At 41.1% G+C, this 24,717-nt stretch carries 26 protein-coding genes and 1 pseudogene; 13 read left to right on the top strand and 14 right to left on the bottom strand.

Annotated features, from left to right (window positions below):
- The first annotated feature begins 99 nt into the window (after positions 1-99).
- From ACFFAP_RS09305 to hsdR, 6 genes are all read left to right on the top strand, one after another.
- A complete protein-coding gene (locus ACFFAP_RS09305; RefSeq protein ID WP_375510944.1) occupies positions 100-1,623 on the top strand; it encodes an N-6 DNA methylase in 1,524 nt (507 codons plus the stop codon).
- A 59-nt stretch (positions 1,624-1,682) separates the two neighbouring features.
- Positions 1,683-1,901 carry a type II toxin-antitoxin system HicB family antitoxin gene (locus tag ACFFAP_RS09300; RefSeq protein ID WP_375510943.1) on the top strand — a complete coding sequence of 73 codons (219 nt, stop codon included), beginning with the start codon at positions 1,683-1,685 and terminating at the stop codon, positions 1,899-1,901.
- Complete coding sequence (locus ACFFAP_RS09295; protein ID WP_375510942.1) at positions 1,901-2,140, top strand: type II toxin-antitoxin system HicA family toxin; 240 nt, start codon at positions 1,901-1,903, stop codon at positions 2,138-2,140. Before ACFFAP_RS09300 ends, ACFFAP_RS09295 begins: the two co-directional genes overlap by 1 nt.
- A 75-nt stretch (positions 2,141-2,215) precedes the next feature.
- Positions 2,216-3,469 (top strand): restriction endonuclease subunit S, encoded by a 1,254-nt coding sequence (locus ACFFAP_RS09290; protein ID WP_375510951.1) that lies wholly within the window; start codon positions 2,216-2,218, stop codon positions 3,467-3,469.
- Entirely contained in the window at positions 3,466-4,884 is a 1,419-nt protein-coding gene (locus tag ACFFAP_RS09285) for an ATP-binding protein (protein ID WP_375510941.1), read from the top strand. The genes ACFFAP_RS09290 and ACFFAP_RS09285 overlap by 4 nt, the downstream gene beginning before the upstream one ends.
- 297 nt (positions 4,885-5,181) lie before the next feature.
- Entirely contained in the window at positions 5,182-7,560 is a 2,379-nt protein-coding gene (gene hsdR / locus ACFFAP_RS09280; protein WP_375510940.1) for an EcoAI/FtnUII family type I restriction enzme subunit R, read from the top strand.
- A gap of 201 nt (positions 7,561-7,761) precedes the next feature.
- Here hsdR and ACFFAP_RS09275 read toward each other — a convergent pair whose 3' ends face one another.
- The 7 genes from ACFFAP_RS09275 to ACFFAP_RS09245 all read right to left on the bottom strand — a co-directional run bounded on the left by ACFFAP_RS09275 (position 7,762) and on the right by ACFFAP_RS09245 (position 14,240).
- Positions 7,762-8,019 carry a helix-turn-helix transcriptional regulator gene (locus tag ACFFAP_RS09275; protein WP_335086323.1) on the bottom strand — a complete coding sequence of 86 codons (258 nt, stop codon included), beginning with the start codon at positions 8,017-8,019 and terminating at the stop codon, positions 7,762-7,764.
- Between the two features lie 996 nt (positions 8,020-9,015).
- A complete protein-coding gene (locus ACFFAP_RS09270; RefSeq protein ID WP_375510939.1) occupies positions 9,016-9,258 on the bottom strand; it encodes a hypothetical protein in 243 nt (80 codons plus the stop codon).
- Positions 9,245-9,577 carry a hypothetical protein gene (locus ACFFAP_RS09265; RefSeq protein ID WP_375510938.1) on the bottom strand — a complete coding sequence of 111 codons (333 nt, stop codon included), beginning with the start codon at positions 9,575-9,577 and terminating at the stop codon, positions 9,245-9,247. The genes ACFFAP_RS09270 and ACFFAP_RS09265 overlap by 14 nt, the downstream gene beginning before the upstream one ends.
- A gap of 194 nt (positions 9,578-9,771) precedes the next feature.
- A complete protein-coding gene (locus ACFFAP_RS09260) occupies positions 9,772-10,275 on the bottom strand; it encodes a TniQ family protein (RefSeq protein WP_375510937.1) in 504 nt (167 codons plus the stop codon).
- Positions 10,275-11,111 carry a TniB family NTP-binding protein gene (locus ACFFAP_RS09255; protein ID WP_375510936.1) on the bottom strand — a complete coding sequence of 279 codons (837 nt, stop codon included), beginning with the start codon at positions 11,109-11,111 and terminating at the stop codon, positions 10,275-10,277. Before ACFFAP_RS09255 ends, ACFFAP_RS09260 begins: the two co-directional genes overlap by 1 nt.
- A 62-nt stretch (positions 11,112-11,173) precedes the next feature.
- Complete coding sequence (locus tag ACFFAP_RS09250) at positions 11,174-12,910, bottom strand: Mu transposase C-terminal domain-containing protein (protein WP_375510935.1); 1,737 nt, start codon at positions 12,908-12,910, stop codon at positions 11,174-11,176.
- Positions 12,911-13,457: 547 nt separating this feature from the next.
- Positions 13,458-14,240: an ABC transporter permease gene (locus tag ACFFAP_RS09245; protein ID WP_375510934.1), complete on the bottom strand. Its 783-nt coding sequence runs from the start codon at positions 14,238-14,240 to the stop codon at positions 13,458-13,460.
- 149 nt (positions 14,241-14,389) lie between these two features.
- Between ACFFAP_RS09245 and ACFFAP_RS09240 the strand changes: the two genes are divergently transcribed.
- A complete protein-coding gene (locus ACFFAP_RS09240; protein WP_375510933.1) occupies positions 14,390-14,995 on the top strand; it encodes a DedA family protein in 606 nt (201 codons plus the stop codon).
- Between the two features lie 116 nt (positions 14,996-15,111).
- On the opposite strand, the gene ACFFAP_RS09235 is transcribed toward ACFFAP_RS09240, so the two are convergent.
- Entirely contained in the window at positions 15,112-15,666 is a 555-nt protein-coding gene (locus ACFFAP_RS09235) for a hypothetical protein (RefSeq protein ID WP_375510932.1), read from the bottom strand.
- Positions 15,667-15,797: 131 nt separating this feature from the next.
- On the opposite strand from ACFFAP_RS09235, the gene ACFFAP_RS09230 reads away from it, so the two are divergent.
- Positions 15,798-16,388, top strand: a complete 591-nt coding sequence (locus ACFFAP_RS09230) for a thioredoxin family protein (protein WP_375510931.1) — start codon at positions 15,798-15,800, stop codon at positions 16,386-16,388.
- Between the two features lie 86 nt (positions 16,389-16,474).
- On the opposite strand, the gene ACFFAP_RS09225 is transcribed toward ACFFAP_RS09230, so the two are convergent.
- The 3 genes from ACFFAP_RS09225 to ACFFAP_RS09215 form a co-directional block, all read right to left on the bottom strand.
- Positions 16,475-16,666 carry a diguanylate cyclase domain-containing protein gene (locus ACFFAP_RS09225; protein ID WP_375510930.1) on the bottom strand — a complete coding sequence of 64 codons (192 nt, stop codon included), beginning with the start codon at positions 16,664-16,666 and terminating at the stop codon, positions 16,475-16,477.
- Positions 16,656-16,931 (bottom strand): hypothetical protein, encoded by a 276-nt coding sequence (locus tag ACFFAP_RS09220; RefSeq protein WP_375510929.1) that lies wholly within the window; start codon positions 16,929-16,931, stop codon positions 16,656-16,658. Before ACFFAP_RS09220 ends, ACFFAP_RS09225 begins: the two co-directional genes overlap by 11 nt.
- 552 nt (positions 16,932-17,483) lie before the next feature.
- Positions 17,484-17,633 carry a hypothetical protein gene (locus ACFFAP_RS09215; protein WP_375510928.1) on the bottom strand — a complete coding sequence of 50 codons (150 nt, stop codon included), beginning with the start codon at positions 17,631-17,633 and terminating at the stop codon, positions 17,484-17,486.
- Positions 17,634-18,223: 590 nt separating this feature from the next.
- Here ACFFAP_RS09215 and ACFFAP_RS09210 point away from each other — a divergent pair.
- Positions 18,224-18,577 (top strand): hypothetical protein, encoded by a 354-nt coding sequence (locus ACFFAP_RS09210; RefSeq protein WP_375510927.1) that lies wholly within the window; start codon positions 18,224-18,226, stop codon positions 18,575-18,577.
- A 329-nt stretch (positions 18,578-18,906) separates the two neighbouring features.
- A complete protein-coding gene (locus tag ACFFAP_RS09205) occupies positions 18,907-19,053 on the top strand; it encodes a hypothetical protein (RefSeq protein WP_375510926.1) in 147 nt (48 codons plus the stop codon).
- Positions 19,054-19,162: 109 nt separating this feature from the next.
- On the opposite strand, the gene ACFFAP_RS09200 is transcribed toward ACFFAP_RS09205, so the two are convergent.
- A complete protein-coding gene (locus tag ACFFAP_RS09200; RefSeq protein ID WP_375510925.1) occupies positions 19,163-19,291 on the bottom strand; it encodes a hypothetical protein in 129 nt (42 codons plus the stop codon).
- 285 nt (positions 19,292-19,576) lie between these two features.
- On the opposite strand from ACFFAP_RS09200, the gene ACFFAP_RS09195 reads away from it, so the two are divergent.
- Positions 19,577-21,070, top strand: a complete 1,494-nt coding sequence (locus ACFFAP_RS09195) for an SIMPL domain-containing protein (RefSeq protein WP_375510924.1) — start codon at positions 19,577-19,579, stop codon at positions 21,068-21,070.
- 292 nt (positions 21,071-21,362) lie between these two features.
- Positions 21,363-21,575: a hypothetical protein gene (locus ACFFAP_RS09190; protein ID WP_375510923.1), complete on the top strand. Its 213-nt coding sequence runs from the start codon at positions 21,363-21,365 to the stop codon at positions 21,573-21,575.
- On the opposite strand, the gene ACFFAP_RS09185 is transcribed toward ACFFAP_RS09190, so the two are convergent.
- The gene (locus ACFFAP_RS09185; RefSeq protein WP_109008522.1) at positions 21,561-21,791 is read right to left on the bottom strand and encodes a DUF6737 family protein; all 231 of its coding nucleotides are present in this window, start codon (positions 21,789-21,791) and stop codon (positions 21,561-21,563) included. The genes ACFFAP_RS09190 and ACFFAP_RS09185 overlap by 15 nt on opposite strands.
- Positions 21,792-21,926: 135 nt before the next feature.
- Positions 21,927-23,957: an NAD-dependent DNA ligase LigA gene (ligA, locus tag ACFFAP_RS09180; RefSeq protein WP_375510922.1), complete on the bottom strand. Its 2,031-nt coding sequence runs from the start codon at positions 23,955-23,957 to the stop codon at positions 21,927-21,929.
- A 474-nt stretch (positions 23,958-24,431) separates the two neighbouring features.
- On the opposite strand from ligA, the pseudogene ACFFAP_RS09175 reads away from it, so the two are divergent.
- Positions 24,432-24,717 (top strand): annotated as a pseudogene (locus tag ACFFAP_RS09175) (hypothetical protein); the annotation flags it as partial.

The raw sequence follows: 24,717 nt of genomic DNA, 5'->3' as shown, positions 1-24,717 counted from the left end.
TTAACCGTGGCGTAGCACTGAATCGCACGCTCATTTCACCTTGTAGGTGCAAAATTATCAGCCAAGCTATTAATATTAAAAATCCCACAGTAAAGCTAAATGTTCGAGCAAACTTTTAAAAATATTGATGATGTTCTCTGGAAAGAGGCGGGTTGTACTACAGAGTTAGATTACACCGAGCAAACGTCTTGGTTGCTGTTTCTGAAGTATTTGGATGATTTGGAGCAGGAAAGGGCGCTAGAGGCGGAACTAGCTGGCAAGCCATACGAATTTATTATTGATGAGGCGCATCGCTGGTCATCTTGGGCAGCACCGAAAAAAGCGGATGGTACATTGGATCATGATAATGCGCTGATTGGCGATGATTTGATTGATTATGTCAACCGCAAGTTATTCCCATATTTACAGAGTTTCAAGCAACGGGCTACTAGTCCAGATACAATCGAATACAAGATTGGGGAAATTTTTAGCGAGATTAAGAATAGGTTTCAAAGCGGCTACAGCTTGCGGGATGCGCTGGAATATATTGATGAGCTACGGTTTCGATCGCAACAGGAGAAACACGAGCTATCGCATCTCTATGAAGCGAAAATCAAAAATATGGGTAATGCGGGGCGCAATGGTGGGGAATATTACACGCCGCGTCCGTTGATTCGAGCGATGATTCAGGTGGTAAAGCCGAAGATAGGCGATCGCATTTATGATGGTGCTTGCGGTTCGGCAGGGTTTTTGTGTGAGAGTTACGACTATTTACGTCGGGGTAAGCTGACAACAAAAGAACTTGAGATACTTCAGAAACATACATTTACGGGTAAAGAAAAGAAAAGTTTGGCGTATGTGATTGCCATCATGAATATGATTTTGCATGGCATTGATGCGCCGAATATTATCCACACCAACACGCTGACGGAAAATCTCAGTGATATTCAGGACAAGAATCGTTTTGATGTCATTTTGGCTAATCCGCCATTTGGGGGGAAGGAACGCAAGGAAGTACAGCAGAATTTCCCGATTAAGACTGGGGAAACAGCGTTTCTGTTTTTGCAGCATTTCATCAAAATGCTGAAGATGGGCGGTAGGGCGGCGGTGGTAATCAAAAATACCTTCCTGTCAAATTCGGACAATGCTTCGTGGGCGTTGCGTCAAGAGCTTTTGAGTAGTTGCAATCTGCACACGATTTTGGATTGTCCGGGTGGGACTTTTATCGGGGCGGGGGTGAAAACGGTGCTGCTGTTTTTTGAGAAAGGAAAGCCCTTCGACTCTGTTCAGGGAACGCCTTTATTTTCTCAGGGAAAACCTTTAACTCAGGGGATGGCAACTCAGAAAATTTGGTATTACCAACTTGATCCAGGGCGGAATATGGGTAAAACCAATTCCCTGAATGATGAGGATTTGCAGGAGTTTGTGGAGTTACAGGCTAGGTTAGCGGAAACAGAAAAGTCTTGGCTAGTGGATATTACTGATGTGGATCGGGAGACGTTCGATCTGTCGGTGAAGAATCCAAATAAGGCTGAGGAATCACTGTTACGAGAACCGCAGGAAATTTTGGATGAAATTGCTGCGTTAGATGCGGAGACTGCGGAGATTTTGGCGGGAATTATGCAGTTTACAGTGGGCAGTTGACAATTAACAGATTATGTTAGGTTTTTTTTAGATGTCAAATTAATTCAGGTGAAGTAACTATGAAAAATATCAAAATCATTGTGGAAAAGCACCTTGATGGTTATATTGCCTATCCTTTAGGTATTCAAGGGGTTGTAGTTGGTGAGGGCGACACCTATGAAGAGGCTCTAAATGATGTGCGATCGGCTATTTTGTTTCATGTCGAAACTTTTGGAGAATCGGTACTAGAATCTGATTCCTCAATACTCGAAGCTTTTGTGGCAGAGGCAAACGTATAATGGCAAGGTTTCCTGTTGATGCCCCTAAATCAAAAGTAATTAAGGTGCTTGAGAGTTTTGGATTTTCAATAGTCAGAGAAAAAGAACATATTTCTATGATTAGACAAAATCCTGATGGCACAACTACTCCTTTAACTTTGCCAAATCATAAACTTATTAAAAGTTCTACCCTCAGAAGTATCTGCACTCAATCTGGTATTTCACGGGATGATTTTATTGCTGCTTATGAACAAGTGTAGAAATATATTCGCTTTGATAGCGGTTTTGGATGCGGAGAGTGCAGAGATTTTGGCTGGGATTAGGGGAATGTTGTGATGGATGAATGGAGCAAAAAACGTTTAATAGAAATCACTAAAAAAATTGGTAGTGGTGCTACGCCCAGAGGAGGCAGTGATTCTTACAAAGATTTTGGCATCTCTCTTTTTAGAAGTCTCAATGTTCATGACAGAACTTTTAAAGAAAAAAATCTAGCTTTTATAGATGAAGCTCAAGCAAACAAGCTTTCTAATGTAGAAGTTAAAGAAGGCGATGTTCTTCTAAATATTACAGGTGCATCTATTGCAAGATGTTGTGTAGCACCCTCAGAGCTTCTTCCTGCTAGGGTAAATCAACACGTTGCAATTATTCGTCCAAAATCAGATTATATCGACTCAAATTTTCTTGTGTACTTACTTGTCTCGAAGCAATATAAAGATGCTTTACTTAACACTGGTGAGAAGGCAGGATCAACACGTCAAGCTTTAACAAAACAGCAACTAGAAAACTTTGAAGTTACCATTCCAAAGCTTTCTGAACAAAAACGGATTGTGGCGATTTTGGATGAGGCGTTTGAGGGAATTGATAGAGCGATCGCAAACACCGAAAAAAACCTCGCCAACTCCCGCAAACTATTTGAAAGCTATCTAAACGCCATCTTCACCCAGAAAGGCGGCGAGTGGGAAAAGAAAACACTTCAGGAAATTTCAATCAAATTTACTAGAGGTAAATCAAAGCATAGACCTAGAGGTGACAAGAAACTATATGGGGGAAAATACCCCTTAATACAGACTGGTGACATCAGCAATGCCAAGCATCGAATTACTAATTATTCTCAAACCTATAATGAATTAGGACTAGCACAGAGTGCAATTTGGCCTCAAGGAACAGTCTGTATTGCGATTGTTGGAGCTAACGTTGCTGAAACAGCTATTCTCGATTTTGATGCCTGCTTTCCAGATAGCGTTATTGGCATTGTCGTAAATAATGAAATTGCAGATAGTGATTATGTAGAGTATCTTCTCCAATCTTTTAAGAAAGAGCTAAAAGAAAAGGGAAAGGGAACTGCACGAGATAATATTAACCTTGGCACATTTGCTAATCAAAGATTTCCATTTCCTGATGTGAAAATACAAAAAATAATTGCTTGTCAATTAGAAGAATTATCATTTGAAACCAAACGTCTCGAAATCATTTACCAACAAAAAATCACCGCCCTCAAAGAACTCAAACAATCGATCCTCCAAAAAGCATTCACTGGCGAACTCACCGCAGACACCCCAAAAGCTGCTAAGGAGGGAATTGCAGCATGATTACCCTAGAAACCCTTGAAAAATGGCTGAATGCACCTGCTGAAACCGAGAACCTTGAATTTAAAGAAGCCAAGCAGCATTTTAATAAAGTTGACTTACTCAAGTATTGTGTAGCATTAGCCAATGAAGGAGGTGGATATCTAGTTTTCGGCGTAACCAATAAGCCACCACGTCAAGTTATAGGTTCCCAAGCTTTTCCATCACAGACTTCCCTGAATGAAATTAAATCCCGTATTGTAGAAAAACTCAGATTCCGCGTAGACGTAACAGAATTAGCCCATCCCAATGGTCGAGTGTTAGTCTTTGAAATACCACCTCGTCCTTTAGGACAAGCATATACCTTTGATGGTGCATACTTGATGCGATCTGGTGAAGATTTACGCCCGATGACACCAGATGTACTCAAGAAAATTTTTGCAGAAGACCAACAAGATTGGTTTTGCCAACCTGCTCGATCTGAAGCCAGTCCTGATGATGTAATCAACCTTTTAGATACTCAATCATACTTTGAACTGCTAAAAATTCCCTATCCAACTACCCGCGATGCAGTTCTTGATAGATTAGAAAACCAAAATTTAATTCAAAAAACAGTACAAGGTTGGACAATTACAAACCTAGCTGCTATCCTTTTGGCAAAAAAAATTGATGTCTTTTCCCCTGCATTGGCTCGTAAAGCACCCCGTATTGTTATATATGAAGGTATAAATAAGTTAGAAACTCGTGTTGAAAAGACAGACAACCGAGGATATGCCGTTGGTTTTGACGGATTAGTAGATTTCGTCCATTCAGCAGCACCGCAAAATCGCTTTATCGAGGAAGTTGTGCGCCAAGAAGTAAAGATGTTCCCAAAACAGGCTTTACGAGAACTTATTGCTAATGCTTTGGTGCATCAGGATTTTCTAGCCACAGGTACTTCAGTGATGATCGAGATGTATAGCGATCGCATTGAGATATCTAATCCCGGCATCCCACCGATTAAGGTAGAGCGATTTATTGATGAAAATCGCTCCCGCAACGAACAACTTGCCAAGCTAATGCGAATTTTCGGTATATGTGAGGAAAAAGGCAGTGGCATTGACAAAGTTGTAAGCGCGGCAGAAATGTTTCAACTACCCGCACCAGATTTTCGAGTAGGTGACACACGCACTACAGCAGTGCTGTTTGCCCATCAGGATTTCGCCGATATGAGCAAGAGCGATCGAATTCGAGCCTGCTACCAGCATTGCTGTCTGCTGTATGTCAGCAATCAACGAATGTCTAACCAAACCCTACGAGAGCGGTTTCGTCTAAGTGAGTCACAAGCAGCTAATGTTTCTTACATTATAGGATTCACCAAAGAAGCTGGCTTAATCAAGGCAGATGAATCCGAATCAACCTCTACCCGCTATGCTCGCTATCTCCCTTTTTGGGCATAAAAGTGCTTAAAAGCAAACCGAGATTAGTCACTCTCAAAGCCTCAAACCCTTATAGAACAAACAAAAAAGTCCTTAAAAGCAAACCGAGATTAGTCACTCTCAAAGCCTCAAACCCTTACAGAACAAACAAAAAAGTCCTTAAAAGCAAATCGAGATCAGTCACTCTCAAAGTCTGAAACCCTTGCAAAAACAATAAAAAAGTCCTTAAAAGCAAATCGAGATCAGTCACTCTCAAAGCCTCAAACCCTTGCAAAAACAATAAAAAAGTGCTTAAAAGCAAATCGAGATGAGCTAAATATGAACGAAGCCGAAACCCGCGCCGAACTAATTGACCCCGCACTAAAAGCCGCAGGCTGGGGAGTTATTGAAGATAGTCGCATCCGCCGCGAAGTTATTGCCCCTGGTCGTTTAGTTGGCAATGGTAAACGCGCTCAGTCAGACATCGCCGATTATGTCCTGGTTTATCGTGGTGAAAAACTCGCCGTCATCGAAGCTAAAAAACGCGACTTACCAGATACCGAAGGTTTAGGGCAAGCCAAAAAATACGCCGAAAAGTTGCAGACTCGATTCGCCTACTCCACAAATGGCATCGGAATCTACCAAGTAGATATGCACATAGGGGCAGAAGGCTACATCAACCAATATCCCACCCCAAAGCAACTTTGGGAAGCCACCTTTAGCGAAGATAATGAGTGGCGCGATTCTCTTTCAGAGACACTTCGTGAACGCTTTGCTGCCATCCCCTTTGAAGACAAAAGCGGCACATGGGAAGCCCGTTATTATCAACACAATGCGATTAAGCACGTCCTAGAAGCCATCTGCCAAGGACAAAACCGGATTTTGTTAACGATGGCAACTGGCACAGGTAAAACCTTCATCGCCTTCCAACTAGCCTGGAAACTCTTTCAAAGTCGTTGGAACCTCAGCCGACAACCCACCCGTCGTCCGCGAATTTTGTTTTTAAGCGATCGCAATATCTTAGCCAACCAAGCCTATAACTCATTCTCTGCCTTCCCCGACGATGCCCTAGTCCGCATCGACCCCGAAGCTATCAAAAAACGGGGTAGAGTCCCCAAAAATGGCAGTATCTTTTTTACAATTTTCCAGACTTTTATGACCGGACGGGACGACGCTGGCAATCCTACGCCCAAATTCAGCGACTATCCCCCCGACTTCTTTGACTTCATCATCATTGATGAATGTCACCGAGGCGGAGCTAGTGACGAAAGCACCTGGCGCGGTATTTTAGAATACTTCTCCCCAGCCGTACAACTGGGACTTACTGCCACCCCCAAACGGGTCAACAACGCAGACACCTACGCCTACTTCGGCGAGCCAGTCTATACCTACGCCCTCAAAGACGGCATTAACGATGGGTTTCTTACTCCCTTTAAAGTCAGGCAAATCGAAACTAACCTAGATGAATATATTTACAGCACTGAAGATGAACTAATCGAAGGTGCAGTAGACGAAGCCAAAACCTACACTGAAACCGACTTCAACCGCATCATCGAAATTGCTGATCGCGAACGCTACCGGGTGCAGCTGTTCATGGAAGAAATCGACCAGAATCAAAAAACTCTGGTGTTTTGCGCCAACCAACCTCACGCTCTAGCTGTACGGGATTTAATCAACCAAATGAAGATTAGCAGTGACCCTAATTACTGTGTCCGCGTCACTGCCGATGATGGCAAACTGGGCGAACAGCACCTCAGCACCTTTCAAGACAACGAGAAAACTATCCCCACCATTCTCACCACCTCCCAAAAGCTGTCCACTGGGGTTGATGCTCGGAATGTTCGTAACATTGTGCTGATGCGCCCCATCAACTCGATGATTGAATTTAAGCAAATAATCGGTCGCGGTACTCGCCTATTTGAAGGGAAAGACTACTTCACTATTTATGATTTTGTCAAAGCCTACGAACACTTCAACGATCCTGAATGGGATGGCGAACCTCAAGAACCTGTACTCGTCAAAATTGCCAGACGGGGAGAGGAATCAGGTGCATACAACGACTCTACAACAGATATTAGTATAAATAGAGGCAAGAATAGAAATGAAATTACAGAAGTTTCCAACCCCAAAACGATCAAAGTCAAACTCGCTGATGGTAAAGAACGGACTCTCCAGCACCGAATGTCTACCAGCTTCTGGAGTCCAGACGGTAAACCTATGAGCGCCGCAGAATTTGTGCAACGTCTCTTTGGTGAAATTCCCGAACTATTCACAGATGAAGACGAATTAAGAGCAATCTGGAGTCGCCCTGACACCCGTAGAGCTTTATTAGAAGGACTGGCAGAGAAGGGCTACGGGGAAGAACAACTCACAGAAATTAGTCGCCTGATTGATGCTGAGAAAAGCGATTTATATGATGTGCTGGCTTATATCGCCTATGCCTTACCACCTATAAGCCGCCGAGAGCGTGTCCTCGCTCACAAATCATTAATTTTCTCGCGCTATATCGGCAAACAGCAAGAATTTCTCGACTTTATACTCGAACAATACATCAAAGCTGGGGTGGGGGAACTTGATCGCACTAAATTACCTCAACTGTTAGAGTTGAAATATCATACCGTTCGTGATGCTGTTGAAGAACTAGGGAGCGTTGCAAATATCAGTGAAGTATTTATCGGGTTTCAGCAGTATTTGTATTCACAGAACATAGCAGCTTAAATTGAACAGGTCATTACAATTAAGCACCCCAGTTAGCCGATTAGCTCAAAGCTACATAACCATAGCTAAAAATGGCGATCGCCTATCAAATCAAGATACTTCAAAGCTATTAATTTGTATGTATAAATTAAAACTTACTCCTTATATTCTATCTTTTCAGTTCTTCGCAGTTGGATACTTAGTGATATAACAACATAGACTCTACGAAACTACATTAACAATAGAACTAACTTTGCCATCATCAGGTATATATTCCAAAAGGTCTCCAGGTTGACAATCTAACGCCATACAAATGCCATTTAACCTTTCTGGGGCTAATCGTGGCATTTCGTCAACCTTACGCAGCCTGTATACCGAATTTTCAGTAATTCCTAACGCCGCAGCTAAATCCTTGTTCCTCAACCGCTTTCGCGCCATCACTTCATTTAATTTCCAACGAATCACTTTATCCATAGGCATATCACTACATCCCCAGTTTAGTGGCTGTTAGATGTAGATTTCTCTACTTGTCAGTATATAAAATTACAAGTAGATTTATAACATTCTAAGTTTTCTAAATCTACGCTTAACGCAAATCTACACGTCACGTAGATTAATTGATAGACAAAAGCGATCGCTCTCCGGGAAGAGTCCGCGTAGGCGTAGCCCGTCGTAGACATCGCCTTTTGTAAAACCCCATTGATGAGGTTACTTAGATGATTGTATAAGAAGAGTTTGATAACCAAGCCTTAGCTCAATCAGAGTTTGAGGGCTACGTTGACCAACTAACAGACCCAGCACCCCCAGAAATAGAAATTGATTCCATAAACGATGATTTTGGAGAACTTTATCGAGTTTGGAACGGTTCACAATTGTTAGGTACTTTTTATCAAAATCTGGAGGGTAAATGGATAGCGCAGCCTTGTAATAGAGATGAAAGACCCTGTTTTGATACTCCTTTGCAAGCACAGTTAATCATCATAGCTGTTAATGGCTTGCTGGTTGCAGATGTAGCATAACCCTTAAAAAATTTTCCCATCGCCTAGAGACGTGGTTCGTACCCGTCTCTTTTTTATTTATGAGTGGCAGTGTGATCGCATCTCTAAATATTCAAGATTCGCAAGAATCAAAATAGCAAAAGGTCAGAATGTAGAAATTCCTGACCTTTTGCTGATGAGAGTCGGTCGCTCTACCAACTGAGCTACAGCCCCTTCTTATGGAACTGACGGGACTCGAACCCGTGACCCACCGAATGACTTAAAAACTTCAATATATTTATAAATATAGCGAAATCAGCTTCCTATTTACATGGTCAATCACCGAAGTTTTAGGTAGAGAAAACCGATCAAGTCAATAATATAGCGATGAAGAGATTTGCCTACAATTTTAAGCATCTTCTCCCCAGCGACGAATTAAATCTTTAGAGTTAGTAGTCTTCAAGCCATCACTTGTGTAAAACACAGTTGCACACCAGTCTCAATACATTCTTTTTTCATTGGACAGAGCAATTAGTGGATATGATGGTTGGCGATATATCTGAATTCCCCAAGCCAAAGTTAGATTTCTTGCAGTTAAGGCATCAATAACTACATCACGACGAGCAACAAGAAGATGACACTGATACTTCTCCCAACTTTCGCCAGGTTGTTTTAGGGTAAAAGCTAAAACTTCACCAGCAGCATTCAAAAATTGTCCTTGGTGAAAGTCAACAACCCCCAAGATTTTTCTCAGCCACTTTGCTGGGATCCATTCCTCTGATAATTTCTCGCTCGTACCAACGTTCAAGCAACTTCTCTAGTTGTTTACCAATGGGTTCAACTGCGTTTTCTCGTGAGACCTTTTTTTCTTCAGGCAAAAGTACGTTAATTAAATTCTGCAAACCCACAGTACCATTAGGATCACATTCAGTCCCAAAATCGGTAACTGGGAATGAGTTACCAGGACTTAGACAATTTTCTAACTTTATCTGCTTTGCGATCGCTTCTATCAACCAGCTTTGAGCAGCTTGAATCAGAATTTCTGCATCTACTTGCTCCATAAATTCTGGGTAGCGTCTCAGGCGATTTGTTGCAATGTGTGCATCTTCTAGGAGACCAGTCCAATTTTGCCTAAACCTTGTTTCAAGATAAACTGTACTCTATCGTAATTTTATCGACATAATTTTGTGATGTGTAGGTGATAAATGTTACTAAAGCTATTTCATAGAAGTGTATTTATATATCAGATTTCAGATCAATAAAACTTTTGACGTTTTGCCATCGTAGCAAAAGGCAAAAAACAGTGAGGGCATTCACCTTGTGCCCAATCCGCGGGAATTGGGAAAGGTCTTTCACAATTAGTACATTTAGTTAGTAAACACAACTTATGGCGATGGCATTTCATTTTCTCCTTAAACTGCCACTCAATGCGGTGACAAGGTGACTCCTGATAACAAGCACCACACAATCGAATCGGTCTTAGTTTCATCGTCACACCCAATGGTTGTAGCATCTCGATTAATCTGTCAACTTTAACTTCCACCACAGCAGCCAACGCTTCTAACTCCTGCGTTGTCGGAAATGGATTTAAATAAAACTTCTCCCACCGTGAAATAACTGCGCCAATTCCCGTTAATTTACCTAATTGAGTTGCAGTTAAATAATTTGCCCTGCGAAAACGACCTAAAAAATGGCTCAAGCTTTCTCCTTCGAGCGGCTCTACTTGAAAAAAGCGGGGTGTTTCTGAAGATGCTTTCATTATTCAAACCACTCCAAAACCTCATCCAAAGTAGCCTTATCAATATTTTTCAACCCTTTTCTTAGGGATAAAATTGCAGCCCGTCTTAATACCCTATCCACTAAACCAATCTTGCCCCCTGTTTTTTGATATAGTGGCATTAAAGTTTCCTGTTTAGTTAAATTTGATGGGACAGGTAAACACAAAACCTCATCTTCCCAAATTTGGATAAATTCAGGAAATTTCTTTTCTGATACTAATGGTAATCTATAACATTCTATAAATCTGTCGTGAATATATGGCTCTTTTTTAATGAGATTATCCAGACCATCTGTTCCCACAAGAACAATGGAAATATTCAATAAATCATAAATGCGGGCAATTTCACTAAAAGTATTTAACTTCAGAAAATTTGCTTCATCGATAACCAGCATCTCAACTTTTGATTCCTTTAAAAGTCTTAATACTCGGCGTCTCAGGTCTGTAAGCTTTCCAGAAATTGCATCATATTTCAAACTTTCAAGTATTAAAGTTAGTAACTCTCCAGCAGAACAATCTCCAGGCACTTGCATATACAATACGGGTACAATATCGCGCTTACCTGTTCTTTTTTGCGGCTTATTCAGCAGCTTATAAACATCACAAGTCACCGACTTACCCGCTCGTGGTGGTGCAACAATTCGACCACATTGTTTAGAAAGGCGCAAACTATCTAACCAGTCATGGATTTTTTGGATATGGTCAAGTTCGACAACGCTAGGAGTAATTAGCCGTTCAATTATCGGTAGTAATTCTTCCGGTATCAGGTCATCTCCCCATAAATTCTGCACCCACTTCCGCAAATAATCTTCTGCCATAATCCGTGGTTTCTCAAATATAAAGTGCGTTCAAAATCGATCAACCAGAAGCCTCAATCAGATTAATCATCGTAGTCTTTGCGAAGTTGCTCGTAGTTAAATACTCTGGGGCGACGCTTTTGAGGTTGAGGGCTTTCTTCGACAGTTTCTACTGGCTCTTTAGTTTGAAACGGTTTTACAGAATGCACCTGAGCTTGTTCTTCTTTCTTGCGTTCCTTATGGGTCTTTTTCTTTTGCTTAATAAAAGTATCTCTGTCTTGCACTTCTGCAAGGATAGATTTATTACTTAATTGCTTGCCTGCACTACGAATTTTTCGGCTTGCAGCTTTTGCTTCCTCCAAGGAGATTTGCTCAGTTTCTAAGTCAATCGCATGAGCTTGAGACAGTAGCACTTCTTTTCCTGAATCTTGACAGTATACAAAAACAGTTGATATATCTCTGGGGTCGTATCGCAGCAACACACTTTCTCCTGCATAAGCTGGCAGGTAATCTCCCCGATACATAATATTTTCAAAGCTTACATATCCGCCTTTATAGATGCTGCGACGTGTCTTTTTCATCAGGCAGATATCTAATTCTCGGTCATTAATCAAACTTGGTAGCGCAGGCAATCCCGCTTCCCAGCGTTGAAACCGTGTTTGATCTCCACTGCGAGCATCTATTCGCTGATTGTAGTTATCAATGATGTAACGCACTATCAGCAGATTTAATTCCCGCAGAGTAATACACGCTTCCTCCTTTGCTTGTTCTGGGCGTTCTTGAATATTTGAACCTAGATAACCATAAAATCCTGACAAAAAATCTGTGTTGATAGTCCCAAATCCACGTTCTTCAATACCACCTTCCGGTGGGCGATCGCGTAAATGGCACTCAAAACCAAGTTGAAAACCAATTTGCTTCAAATGCTCCGAGCGAAAATCCTTCCCGCCATCAGTAAATAGGTTTTCTGGAATCCCGTAAGTTCCCCACTCGCAATGAAGTTTATATTCCGAACTATACTGCTTGCGTAACATCGCATGACGCATAGCTAAGGCGACTACCAGAGAACTAGGTGCATCAAAGCCTAAATGGATGCCCATAATACAGCGCGAATAGCTATCTGTAATTTTTGTCAACCAAGGACGTGCCAGGGTTTCCCCATACTGGTCAACTAGCATGACATCCAATTTTGTATGGTCGCACTGCCAAACATGGTTACTATGATGTACATCGAGCGTCTGTCCATCACGAGTTTGATGGGAAACTCTCGATCCACGCCAACCAATATTTTTTACCTTTTGCTTCTGCTCTTTACGTTCAATAATTGGGTTAAGAACGCGATAAACCGTCATGTGGCAGGGATATTTCTGTAAACCTAGCTGTCCGGCTCTAACCTGAACTCGAATTGCGACTTGAGCCGGTGTCATTTTTCTACCGTCCTTGTTACCTTCTTTATAAGTTTTGACGATAAAATCTTGCCAACCATCATCAATCCGATAGCCACCTTTATCAGAACGTTCGGCTTCAGTAACGCCTGATAACCCCTGTTCTTGATATTTTTTGACGAGTCGCTGTACTGTCCGAACCGTCTTGCCAAGTTTTTCTGCGGCTTGCTTTAATTTAATTCCGTAGGTTTTGCGATCGCATGGCTCAATTAAACTTTTTAATACCTCCATCCTCAGCTTGGCTTCATCCGAGAGTTGAGTAATAATTGTGTTCGTTGGTTCTGCGTTTTCATCCTCCAAAATTTCGTCAAGCTCGTCCGAACTATCAAAAACTAAAGATGTATTACCTTCATCTGAGTTAAGCGTTTCACCCATAAGACATCTCTATTGGTTGCAAATCTGTAAATACCTAAAGCAGCTTCTAATAAAAAGCTGCATCTCACACTCTCAACTTCGGTATTGAGATGCGATACTTAGCTACCACAATGCTTCTGCGAAAAAACTCGACTCCAAGTGCTGTTCTTGCAACTATAGAGAATGAGGCTTTAGTAGGAGCATGGCATAATTAGTATGTGTGTATTATTGCTCAATAAATATCATACTACTTTGTTCCAAAAAACGACATTTAATTTTTTATTAAACGAGTTACTTCTAAAAAACGACAATTATTTTGTTATGAATTAATCAAAATTTGGAAATGGATGATTTTGACAAAATGACAACTAAAATGTTAACATTTTAAATAACGACATTTAATTTGTTAAACAATTTTTTAAGTTAAATGGAAATCAAAAAGGCTATAATCATTGTGCAGTGAGGATTATAGCCTTAAATTATTCAGCGACAATAATTTGTTAAAACGACAAATAATTAGTTAATCTACAGTAGACGTAATTGATGGCGATCTGTCTACGCTCCTCCTCTAACTTGAAGCACTGGTATAAAACCGCAACGCAAATCGCCAAAACCAAGTGGAAGCGAAAAACAATGCTACTGCTAATATTGCCGCACCTATCAACCAGCTAATTTCACTCCGCCCCAGTAGCGCTTGGGCTGGTACAGTAGTTAAAAACGCTACTGGCATTACAAAGGTGAAGAAAAAGCGGTAAGCAGTAGGATATGCTGCGATGGGATATCGGCCAGCTTCTAACAAACCACGTAATACTTCGGTAGCGTTATATATTTTTACGAACCAGATACTCGTCGCTCCCAGCATAAACCATAGGCTGTACAGAATCACCAAGCTGAACAATAACGGCAGCACACCAAGTAGATAGTCGTCTATCCCTACACCGAGACGTTTACCTGCGTAGCCAATAATAATACTACCAAAAATTAGATCCGGCAGTCCCCAAGGTGAAAGGGTATGGGTGGAAAGCCAAAACTGACTGCGGATAGGTTTTAATAATATAAAGTCCAAAGTGCCTTCTTCGACATGGCGGACTATGCGATTCAAGTTCGACGCCAGAAAAGTAGCAGAAAATCCTTGTAGTAAGGTAAAAATTCCTAGAACTACTAAAGCTGCTTCCCATGACCAGCCACTAAAAGTATAACCAGTCCGGTAAAACAAGAATAATCCAAAGAGGCTACCCGCTAGATTTCCCAAGCTGCTGAGGGTAGCTATGAAAAAGTTGATCCGATATTCCAACTCAGCTGCGATCGCAGCACTCCAAAATAGTCTTAGTACTTTCAAATATCTTTGCATCTTGCACGCATAACCCAAAATGTACCATCTGTCACTACTTTTCTAAAGATTACACAATAACTTTACGTAAATTTAATATTACTTTTTATTCAGGAAAATTGCTAAACGTTAAGATGTTGTGGATCTATTCTTGAAAGGTAAAAAATTCTATGCATCTGGATTTACCACAACTGATTAAATCACTCGGCTATTTTGGGGTATGGGCGATTGTCTTTGCTGAATCTGGTTTGTTAATTGGTTTTTTCCTACCTGGGGATAGTTTATTGTTCACTGCTGGATTTATTGCATCTCAGAATTTACTGAACATTTGGGTTCTTATTTTTGGTGCTTTTGTTTGTGCAGTCTTAGGTGACAATGTTGGCTATTTTACTGGACATAAATTTGGCAGAAGACTATTTAATAAGGAAGATTCATGGTTATTTCACAAAAAACATATTGTTAAAACCCAAAACTTTTATCAAAAGCACGGAAAAAAAACGATTGTTTTAGCACGTTTTTTACCTATTGTACGGACTTTCGCGCCCATTGTGGCTGGGATTGGTGCGATGCATTATCGCACGTTTATGTCTTACAACTTAATTGGTGGCTTTGTCTGGACATTCGGTATCACCATATTAGGGTTTTTCTTAGGAAAATCTCTGCCACCTGAACAGGTAGATAAGTATTTATTACCGATTATTGGATTAATTATAGTTGTTTCTTTAGTGCCATCGATTATTCATCTCATACAAGAAAATAGAGCAAACAAAAGTTGAAAGATTTTTTGTATTTTGTGTAGATATTAGGTCTGCGCTAACGTAATTGGTAATTAAGTTTTGTAACAGAGATTTAGACACCGCCACAAAACTTGCCGTTACTGAAACCTACAGAATTAGTTAATCGCAGAATTAGCCATTTTTACCAAAGAAGTGCGTTCGCCTGCTTTTAAACCAACAACATATTGCACACCCTGTTGTCTCCAAGTCAAGGTAGCATCTGAACAATTAGCACCACAAGTAGAATCCACAAAATAGCCAGTGATGCCCTTAGCTAAGGATACAGGTTTACCAGTCAGGCGGGGTGTTTTGCGGGTTATAACTTCAGCATAAACAACGCCCAAACGACAGGCAGTTCCACCAGTACAATCGGGACTGAAACCCAGTAAAATTTCGTACTTTTTTTGCGTAGCAGCTTCTATAATCGCGTAAATTGGATTTTCCCCATCCGACTCAGGAATAAACTTCGGCAATAGAATAGGAATCTGAGTCTTCTGCTTTAACTTGGGCAAAATAGATTTAAAAACTGGGTGTGAGGGGGTTTTACTCTGCTGTGCTATCAATTGAGACTGTTTATTTACAGTGGCTATGGCTGACGTGTGAAAGCTACCAACGTTGACTAATAAAAATACGGCACACACAGCACTGGTATTTCTGAAGCTTAAAATCATCTTTTAAAACCTATTTCATCTAAAGTACTTATTTGTAATACCCATTTTGAAGATGAAATTACGTATTTAAGAGCGGCTGGAGTCAGCTAAACTAAAGAAGAAATTGCTTAATAAGTTTTAATAATTTTGTTATGAGTACTGATTCACCTGTTAATTCTCCCGATAAGTCTGAATCCAACTTAGGGAAGCGTTTGAGAAACTTTTTAATTGTAATGGTAGCGATCGCTCTTAGCGTTGCCCTCGTCTTAGGATTGCGAACTGAAACAACCTCGGCAACTCTAGCCAAGTTAGGTGATACGTCCACACCGCTAGAAGTAGCTGTCAGCAACGGCAAACCATCTTTAGTAGAGTTTTATGCTGATTGGTGTACTGTCTGTCAGAAAATGGCACCAGATATCACTCAACTGGAAACAGAGTATGGTGACAAGATGAATTTTGTGATGTTGAATGTGGATAATACCAAGTGGCTACCGGAAATGCTGAAATATCGGGTAGATGGGATTCCCCATTTTGTATTTTTGAGTCAGCAAGGGGAAACTATAGCCCAAGCGATCGGCGATCAACCCCGGACGATTATGGCTAGCAACTTAGAAGCTTTGGTTACTGGTTCGTCTCTCCCTTATGCTCAAGCTAGCGGGAAAGTTTCCAAATTTTCAGCCCCAGTAGCACCAACGGCTAATCAAGATGATCCTCGCAGTCATGGCAGCCAAGTGGTAAATTAGCACTTTGGAGGCATGGGGTAAGAGAATGTCAACTACTTAATCCCCACAGAGAACACCGAGTTTTGCTCTTCCCTTCACGCAATAGATTACTGCTTGAGACGCTTATGAGCGTACATTAATTCGTCAGACTTGGCGATTAATTGTTCTAGTGACATATTGCTTTCTGGTGAGTAACGCTCTATCCCGATACTCATCGAAAGTTCATAGTTACGGTTTTGCTGTTGATTAAAGTTGGCGATATTTGCTTGCAAACACTCTTGGATGCTATCAGTCGGCATCAACTAAGCTAATTAAAACTATTGGAGTCTTACAAATGTAGGCAGCAAGAGCAGTTAGGTCATCAAATGCTTCTTCAGGTAAGGTATCTAAAATATTGTAGTCCGCCAATGCTTTGAGCCTTTCTGCTTCATTGTCAGGTAGAGGAACAGCTTGCGTTTTTATAGATGAGTGTTTAAACCTTAGCCAGGAAAGTTTGGTACGCTGGAAATTTTGCAACAATCGCACGATTACCTCTCCAGCATCAAGGCTGCGTGATAGAAACATCTCTGCAACGAAAATCAACATTCGGTTGAATATACAGAAATATTGTATTACATGATGTTCTTCATTGCTTTTGGTTTGCTCTATTGTTCATGTCACCCTAGCTTTCACTGTGCAAATTCCCTAAGTATTTAGATGCTTACCAAAGTTTTGTGCCCACAGCTAGGTTGAAAACGATCAATATTAACTAAAAATTAACAAAAATTATTATATTGTCAAAGTTCCTCGTTAAAATTTAACTTTTTGATACCGCTATTTTATGTATATCCACAGAGAATCCGAGGGACGGCTTCCAACCCTCAGAACTTCTCCTTCCATCAATCAATAGGCAACCAACTAGACTCACGGCAAAAATAAAAATGTGCGATCGCTAATATTAGTTCCCTAAGTTGAAAAACCCATTTTCTACTGACAAAGACCCTACACGTAGAAAGCTTTACAGGAGTTTTCATTTATTTCAACCACATCTATCGTAGGGAACATTGCTGTGCCCTTACAGCGTGCGTGGTCTATTTGCCTGAAAATAGCTTTAAGAGTAGGGGTACAGAACTGAACTCATTTTTTTTCGCTACCAGCAACGATTTCGACGTTTCCTTTTGCAAGTGCTTCTAGTGCTTCGCCTTGGGCATCTTCTCGTCTCTTTTCACCATCTGCTTGAACGATCGCATGTAGTGGAAGCGATCGCTCTCGATCATCTCTGCACATAAGCGCAGAGATGATTCGATATAGGGAAACTCAAAGCTTGGAAAACTTTGACCTAAGCATTGTCAGTTGTTGTCAGAAAATTCCAAATTATAGATATACCAAGGCAAAAGCACAATCTTTGAATGTATACCATTTTTATTCAAAGATATTTTGGGCGATGGCGTACCCGCCCTTTCCGGTGGCGATCGCACTCTTGATTCCCTCTAAAACCAGAATATCATAAATATCGCCAATTTCTTTGCAACGGGCAAAATTTTTTGCTCTAATTCATCTACCACTTGCACAAGAGTAATTCTGGTTGCTTAATTCTTTTTTTCAGTAACTTCGCTTTATACCAATTAATTTGCTTGAAAGCAGCGATTGATACAGTTTTAGTAATCGGTTTCAGCTTTGATCCTTGATAGGTAAGTAATAAAAGCCATAGAAAACTTCCCAACAAATTCTGCCGCATGGGTAAATTTTACCCAAACTAAAAATTGTTAATTTTACTCAGATATTAATGCACACAGCATTAGCAATACTGCGTCACCTTTACTGTACAGAAATGAGATGAAATTACAGTTTTTAGCACAATAACAATGGAGTGAGTAATGATTACCGAAGAAGACTTAGCCCAACAATTTACCCTTATTATTGAGCAAACTCACCCAAGAGCGTGGAAATTACTACAGTACTGTTATATAAAAGTGCTGAATTCTAAATCAAAAGGAGCGTATATCCCTCATGCCAAATATATAAGGATTTACTGTCCTGACAGACTGATTGCTGCTGTAGTAGCAGAAAAAAATTTACTGATAGAAGTGGCAGAATATTTGGGTCTAGTTGAAGTTGTTTGCGTGAATGCTACAAATTTGTTACACGATACCAAATCGCAGATTAAAAAGGTTTATCCTAAATTGTGGTTAGACTTGATGTGGATTGTTACACAAAAGCAAGAATTATGAAAAATTAAATATTGTGTCATATTAATTATGCAAAATCCTTAGCTTTTTAATTTATTAAACAGTACAAAAATCTTATGAATCAGCCGTATCTCTCTCCAGATGATTTGCCTTAGAATCGAACAATTCAATTAATTTAAATACTGTTTAGACAACTCGAAGAAGCAACAAAGAAAAAGTTTTTTTTGGCAGGCGATGTCTGACGAAAAGCCGCTCTGCGTCTACGCATCACACGCATCTTGTTGTCAAGTTGCCATTGGTGTTTCAAAATTAATAGTGGGATTCTAATGTTAATCATGATTTGCCCTGATATAGAAAGTTATCAGAACATCATGAAAACTGTTCCCCAATTTACTAACATGTTAAAAAGATTTACTAACAGAGGTAGGATTACTGTTAGTCCTCCGGCTGACAAAGGTATACCGTGGGTACTCAGCATAGATGAAATCTTGCCTGAAGAAGACTCACCCATTATCTGATAAATATATTTCTGGAAAATAATTCACTTGGTTTCGGCGTAGCAGATGGTAACAGTGCCTTAATTGCTACAATTATGACCCTCTTAAATTCGACAAACTTGTTACGTAATCAGGACTTACGCAGTACAATTATTTCGTTGAGTTGGGCATAGGGAATGGGGCATCGGTGAATTTTCCATGCCCGATCGCCAATGCCCAGCCCAAACCCTTGATTTTTCGTTACTGATGCGTAAGTCATAGTAATATTAAGTCGCAGATGGCGTTAAAAGATTGCATTCACTACTTGACATGTCAACACTGCGTTTTCTACTGCCTTTTCTAACTACTGGAATCAGTCCTGATAGCAATTCCCACTGCGGCGATGAAAGTTAATTAGGTACGATGGATTCATGGCTCTCGTCACGCTGTCATCCTTAAGTATTTTTTCTACTGACAGGATAATGGTGAGTGAGCTTTCTTACTTTTCAGACATCCTTTTAAAACATCAACAGGTTTCAAACATCATTTAAGCAAGGAGAATAAGATGGCTGACACAAATAATCTCACAGTTGTGAATAAGCAGGGTATTGTGATCATCCCTCCTCTGACTGGTAGCACTAATCCAAACACTGCTCAGATATTGGAGGTTACTGGTCAAGGAAAGGTCACTGTTCCCACTACTTTAACTGACGTGCAATTGGGGATTCAAGTAGAGGGAAAAACCGCAACCGAAGTTCAAGAAGAAGTTGCTCAACGTTCAACAGCAGTAGTTGATGTGCTGCAAAAGCTTGGGGCGCAAGAACTTCAAACTACATCTATTCAACTAAATCCCGTCTATAAGTATGAAGATGGTACTCAAACTCTAACCGGCTTTAGAGGACTCAACACACTTCAGTTTGAATTACCAACAAATCAAGCTGGGGCAGCAATTGACAAAGCTATCCAAGCAGGCGCGAATCTAATACAGAATATAAGCTTCACTGCCTCAGACGAAGCATTGCAACAGGCACGCTTGCAGGTTCTTAGCGAAGCGGTTAAAGACGCCCAAGCTCAGGCTGGGGCTGTTTTTAGTACCTTGCAGTTAACCCCCGGAAAGATTATTGACATTGATATTAACTCAGCTAGCAATCCTAGCCCATCTCCTTTGGTGTTTAAAGCAGCAGATAGGGCTTTTGCAGCAGATGCTACAACTCCTATAATTGGTAGTCCTCAGACGATAGAAGCTAGTGTTTCTCTAGATATCGGTTATTCTTCAGCTCCAGCAGGCACTCTCGCTTCGGCTACTGATAATCTCACAGGTGCGATTAAGCAGGCTCTTGCGATCCTCGATCCCCTGACTGGTAGCACTAATCCAAACACTGCTCAGATATTGGAGGTTACTGGTCAAGGAAAGGTCACTGTTCCCACTACTTTAACTGACGTGCAATTGGGGATTCAAGTAGAGGGAAAAACCGCAACCGAAGTTCAAGAAGAAGTTGCTCAACGTTCAACAGCAGTAGTTGATGTGCTGCAAAAGCTTGGGGCGCAAGAACTTCAAACTACATCTATTCAACTAAATCCCGTCTATAAGTATGAAGATGGTACTCAAACTCTAACCGGCTTTAGAGGACTCAACACACTTCAGTTTGAATTACCAACAAATCAAGCTGGGGCAGCAATTGACAAAGCTATCCAAGCAGGCGCGAATCTAATACAGAATATAAGCTTCACTGCCTCAGACGAAGCATTGCAACAGGCACGCTTGCAGGTTCTTAGCGAAGCGGTTAAAGACGCCCAAGCTCAGGCTGGGGCTGTTTTTAGTACCTTGCAGTTAACCCCCGGAAAGATTATTGACATTGATATTAACTCAGCTAGCAATCCTAGCCCATCTCCTTTGGTGTTTAAAGCAGCAGATAGGGCTTTTGCAGCAGATGCTACAACTCCTATAATTGGTAGTCCTCAGACGATAGAAGCTAGTGTTTCTCTAGATATCGGTTATTCTTCAGCTCCAGCAGGTACTCTCGATCTAGCTCTTTATGGATTGCAGCAATCTACTTAATCAGGACTTATGCAACTGTCAAACAACTAGGCGATAAGCTAATGAGCATTTAAGTTGCATAAAACCAGGGCTAGAGCCGCTTACTACAAGCGAATCAGTCTGGAAAAATGACTGACGATTAGCTTAAACATGGGAATATTCGGACATTTTACTCGAATTATGAATGAGGATTTATTAACTTCCAGATTTCCTGCATAGAAGCATTTGAGTGCTATGCCCCCAGAAAAAAGTTATGGAGCTAATTTAATCCTCATTCCTTAGTACAGCTTTGCGTAAAATCGTAGCGTTTTTAATGCAAGGGGACGCATTGGCATTGTTAGCGGATGCGTTGGCATTGTTAGCCGATGCGTTGGCATTGTCAGCCGATGCATTGGCATTGTCAGCCGATGCGTTGGCATTGTCAGCCGATGCGTTGGCATTGTTAGCCGATGCATTGGCATTGCAGGGTATTGCCAAATTTAATTCGCTACGAATTAATGAAATGCTGTACTTAGTCCTTATATGACTCCAAAATCCCACTGCGAATCATTAGTTGTGGCCAAAACAACACAAAAAATCCCATCCATATCATTACAGGGATAGAGACGAGAACTGTTAGCCAGATAGTTTTAAATAGTAACCAGCTACCACCAATCAGAGTTACACCTGTGAGAACTATAGACCAAGGCTGACACCACCAAGGTTTGTAGTTCCACGGGCTTATGGGCTTTTGTTCAGACATTGGTTTTATTTAGTAAAGCTCTAAATTTTTCAGAACAGCTTGCCATCTGTATCAATATTAAAGTGAAAGCGTAATAAATGTTAACAATTAGTAATTATTTGTTGATATGAGTGTCACGAGTTAGCCAGATATGCATCAATCCTCCAGTATCTCCAACAACTGCGGCTCGCTTAATTGCGTAATTCCCAAGGAAAGCGCTTTTTCTAATTTGGAACCTGCATCTTCTCCTACTACCAAATAATCTGTTTTTTTACTCACTGATTCAGTCACTTTACCACCAGCTTTTTGAATCAAAGCTTTCGCTTCATCTCGCTTTAAGGTTGGCAATGTTCCCGTAATTACAAAAGTTTTACCTGCGAACTTTTGATTACCAACTGTTTTTGTTTCCTCTGTAGCAGCTAATTGCAATCCTTCTGCTTGCAAGCGTTCTATTAACCTTTGGTTGGCATCAATCCGAAACCACTGGTACACAGATTGGGCAATTTCAGCACCGATACCGTAAATTCCTTCAATATCTGATTGCTTTGCTGTCGTTAACTGGTCTACAGTGAAATATTTTTGAGTCAACAATTGAGCATTCACACTGCCAACGTGACGGATGCCTAAACCATACAATACCCTTGACCAAGGTTGGTTTTTCGATTGAGCGATCGCATCTACCAATTTCTCTGCCGACTTTTGACCCATCCTTTCTAATGCACACAATTTGCTTTGTGTCAACTCATACAAATCGGCAACAGAATGTACCAAACTTTTATCAACGAGTTGATGCACCAGCTTTTCGCCCAAGCCTTTAATATCCAAAGCATCACGACTTACCCAATGTTCAATGGAACCCTTGAGAATCGCTGCACAGGAAGCATTGACGCACCGAGTTACCGCCTCACCTGATTCTCGCACCACTGGTTGACCACAGACTGGGCAATGGGTGGGCATAACGAAAGGTTCAGTGTCAGAGGGACGGAGTTCTTTGAGTACCCTCAGCACTTCTGGGATGATTTCCCCAGCTTTGCGGACAATGACAGTATCGCCAATGCGAATGTCTAATTGAGTAATGCGATCGCTGTTATGTAAAGTCGCGCGAGAAACCGTTGTTCCCGCCAGTTGCACAGGGCGCATTTCGGCTAACGGCGTTAACGCCCCCGTTCGTCCGACATTCACAGCAATATTTTCTACACGAGTGGGTGCTTCTTCGGCTGCGTACTTTAGAGCGATCGCCCAGCGAGGGAATTTCTGCGTAAACCCTAGCTGTTCCTGAAGTTTAAAAGAATTCAGCTTTACTACTACCCCATCAGTCATGTAGGGTAAATTCAGCCGTTCCGTATCCCAGTATTCATAATATTTTGCCACTTCTGCGATCGAGGCACACAGTTTATGGTTGGGGTTGACTCGAAAACCGATCTTTTTCAACAACTCCAATGCTTCCCATTGGGTATTGGCAATACTGGTGTCATCTCTACCAGGAATGTGCAAGGTGTAGCCAAAGAAATCTAACCGCCGTTTAGCGACAATGCGGGAGTCTAGTTGCCTAAGTGTACCAGCTGCGGCATTACGGGGATTGGCAAATAATTGCTCACCTGCTTTTTGTCTTTCCTGGTTAATTTGTTTAAATACTTCCAACGGTAAAAACGCCTCGCCGCGTACTTCCACCCTTTCTAGAATTTCTAACCCTTCAAAATTCAAACGCAAGGGAATTGAGCGAATTGTCCGTACATTTTGGGTGATATCTTCACCCGTTACCCCATCACCCCTAGTTGCACCCCTAACTAGAACGCCATTCTGGTAGGTAAGAGCCAAAGCAGAACCATCAATTTTGAGTTCAGTGACATATTCCACCGAGTCAGTTTTCGGTACTTGTCGCCGCCAGCGCTGATCCCACCCTTGCAACTCATCGATATTAAACGCATTCTCCAGACTGTACAGGGGAATGTTATGCCGCACCGAGGTAAACTGCGTTGCTGGTCTCTCACCCACGCGCTGAGTCGGACTATCGGGTGCTGTCAACTCTGGATATTGAATTTCAAGTTGTTGCAATTCTCGATATAGCTGGTCATAGACTGCATCCTCCATAATTGGAGCATCTAGGACGTAATAAGCATAGCTTGCTTGTTGCAATAACTGGCGCAGTTCTTCTGTACGTTTTACTTCAGGCTTAATCTGGGTCATTAGACTTATTACAAAATACCTAGCAAATACAATTTAAAGATGATCAAACCTGCTTTGACAGGCTTTGTTTGGATAGCCGCGACTTTCTGTCGTTGGGTCAACGGGCAAACACTACGGGCTTTTCTAGGTTACTTAATTTAATCCCAATCATTGCATCCATCGGTAGACCTAACATTTTACGTGTAGCGCTTCCTGACAATAAATCATTTTCTGTTCAAGACCTCAAAATATTTTTTTTTAAGTATAGGTAATTTTAAGATACTAAGTCTTCTAGACTCAAGTTCAAGTATAAAAAATGTGTACTTATTATCAAGAAACATCAGTATTAGGATTTCCGGAATCGTCTGTAAATCGAGGGTATCCACAATTGCTAGCACTGCTAAGAGGGTATTGTATAAAAAAACAAATGCCAATCTATTTAGTTAGTGCAGCCCAAAAACCCAATGTTATAGTTTTAGTTCACTAATTATGTTCATGCGCTCTTTAACATATACTGCCTCTAGTGCAGTATTGCTTTTAACTTTAGTCAGTTCCGCTTTTGCTGCTCCCAGCAACTTTGCTAATATTGTCAGCAAGACCGAGACAAAGACAAAGGTACTTGGTCAAAATGTCATCCAGTTACAGAGAAGTCCTCAAGGCATAAGACAAGCAATAGCTAACGGAGAAGACCGATATGCCGCTATTTGGGTAAAGTCTGACGGTTCAGCTTGGCAGGCGCGACATGGATTGACCTCAGCCCAGTATCAAGCGACTTTTGATC

Origin of the sequence: uncultured Nostoc sp. (assembly GCF_964245575.1) — a bacterium.
In the GTDB taxonomy this organism is placed as follows: Bacteria; Cyanobacteriota; Cyanobacteriia; order Cyanobacteriales; family Nostocaceae; genus Nostoc.
The sequence above is the reverse complement of the archived record's forward strand: the minus strand, read 5'-3'. Positions and strand labels throughout refer to the sequence as shown.

Excerpts from the sequence above, each read along its gene's own strand:
- ligA (WP_375510922.1), bottom strand. The coding sequence starts at position 23,957 with ATGACCCAGATTAAGCCTGAAGTAAAACGTACAGAAGAACTGCGCCAG.
- ACFFAP_RS09185 (WP_109008522.1), bottom strand. The coding sequence starts at position 21,791 with ATGTCTGAACAAAAGCCCATAAGCCCGTGGAACTACAAACCTTGGTGG.
- ACFFAP_RS09210 (WP_375510927.1), top strand. The coding sequence starts at position 18,224 with ATGATTACCGAAGAAGACTTAGCCCAACAATTTACCCTTATTATTGAG.
- ACFFAP_RS09190 (WP_375510923.1), top strand. The coding sequence starts at position 21,363 with ATGCAAGGGGACGCATTGGCATTGTTAGCGGATGCGTTGGCATTGTTA.
- ACFFAP_RS09300 (WP_375510943.1), top strand. The coding sequence starts at position 1,683 with ATGAAAAATATCAAAATCATTGTGGAAAAGCACCTTGATGGTTATATT.
- ACFFAP_RS09195 (WP_375510924.1), top strand. The coding sequence starts at position 19,577 with ATGGCTGACACAAATAATCTCACAGTTGTGAATAAGCAGGGTATTGTG.
- ACFFAP_RS09265 (WP_375510938.1), bottom strand. The coding sequence starts at position 9,577 with ATGGAGCAAGTAGATGCAGAAATTCTGATTCAAGCTGCTCAAAGCTGG.
- ACFFAP_RS09240 (WP_375510933.1), top strand. The coding sequence starts at position 14,390 with ATGCATCTGGATTTACCACAACTGATTAAATCACTCGGCTATTTTGGG.
- ACFFAP_RS09235 (WP_375510932.1), bottom strand. The coding sequence starts at position 15,666 with ATGATTTTAAGCTTCAGAAATACCAGTGCTGTGTGTGCCGTATTTTTA.
- ACFFAP_RS09285 (WP_375510941.1), top strand. The coding sequence starts at position 3,466 with ATGATTACCCTAGAAACCCTTGAAAAATGGCTGAATGCACCTGCTGAA.
- ACFFAP_RS09305 (WP_375510944.1), top strand. The coding sequence starts at position 100 with ATGTTCGAGCAAACTTTTAAAAATATTGATGATGTTCTCTGGAAAGAG.
- ACFFAP_RS09290 (WP_375510951.1), top strand. The coding sequence starts at position 2,216 with ATGGATGAATGGAGCAAAAAACGTTTAATAGAAATCACTAAAAAAATT.
- ACFFAP_RS09260 (WP_375510937.1), bottom strand. The coding sequence starts at position 10,275 with ATGAAAGCATCTTCAGAAACACCCCGCTTTTTTCAAGTAGAGCCGCTC.
- ACFFAP_RS09245 (WP_375510934.1), bottom strand. The coding sequence starts at position 14,240 with ATGCAAAGATATTTGAAAGTACTAAGACTATTTTGGAGTGCTGCGATC.
- ACFFAP_RS09200 (WP_375510925.1), bottom strand. The coding sequence starts at position 19,291 with ATGACTTACGCATCAGTAACGAAAAATCAAGGGTTTGGGCTGGGCATT.
- ACFFAP_RS09215 (WP_375510928.1), bottom strand. The coding sequence starts at position 17,633 with ATGTGCAGAGATGATCGAGAGCGATCGCTTCCACTACATGCGATCGTT.
- ACFFAP_RS09220 (WP_375510929.1), bottom strand. The coding sequence starts at position 16,931 with ATGTTTCTATCACGCAGCCTTGATGCTGGAGAGGTAATCGTGCGATTG.
- ACFFAP_RS09295 (WP_375510942.1), top strand. The coding sequence starts at position 1,901 with ATGGCAAGGTTTCCTGTTGATGCCCCTAAATCAAAAGTAATTAAGGTG.
- ACFFAP_RS09255 (WP_375510936.1), bottom strand. The coding sequence starts at position 11,111 with ATGGCAGAAGATTATTTGCGGAAGTGGGTGCAGAATTTATGGGGAGAT.
- ACFFAP_RS09250 (WP_375510935.1), bottom strand. The coding sequence starts at position 12,910 with ATGGGTGAAACGCTTAACTCAGATGAAGGTAATACATCTTTAGTTTTT.
- ACFFAP_RS09275 (WP_335086323.1), bottom strand. The coding sequence starts at position 8,019 with ATGCCTATGGATAAAGTGATTCGTTGGAAATTAAATGAAGTGATGGCG.
- hsdR (WP_375510940.1), top strand. The coding sequence starts at position 5,182 with ATGAACGAAGCCGAAACCCGCGCCGAACTAATTGACCCCGCACTAAAA.
- ACFFAP_RS09205 (WP_375510926.1), top strand. The coding sequence starts at position 18,907 with ATGAAAACTGTTCCCCAATTTACTAACATGTTAAAAAGATTTACTAAC.
- ACFFAP_RS09230 (WP_375510931.1), top strand. The coding sequence starts at position 15,798 with ATGAGTACTGATTCACCTGTTAATTCTCCCGATAAGTCTGAATCCAAC.
- ACFFAP_RS09225 (WP_375510930.1), bottom strand. The coding sequence starts at position 16,666 with ATGCCGACTGATAGCATCCAAGAGTGTTTGCAAGCAAATATCGCCAAC.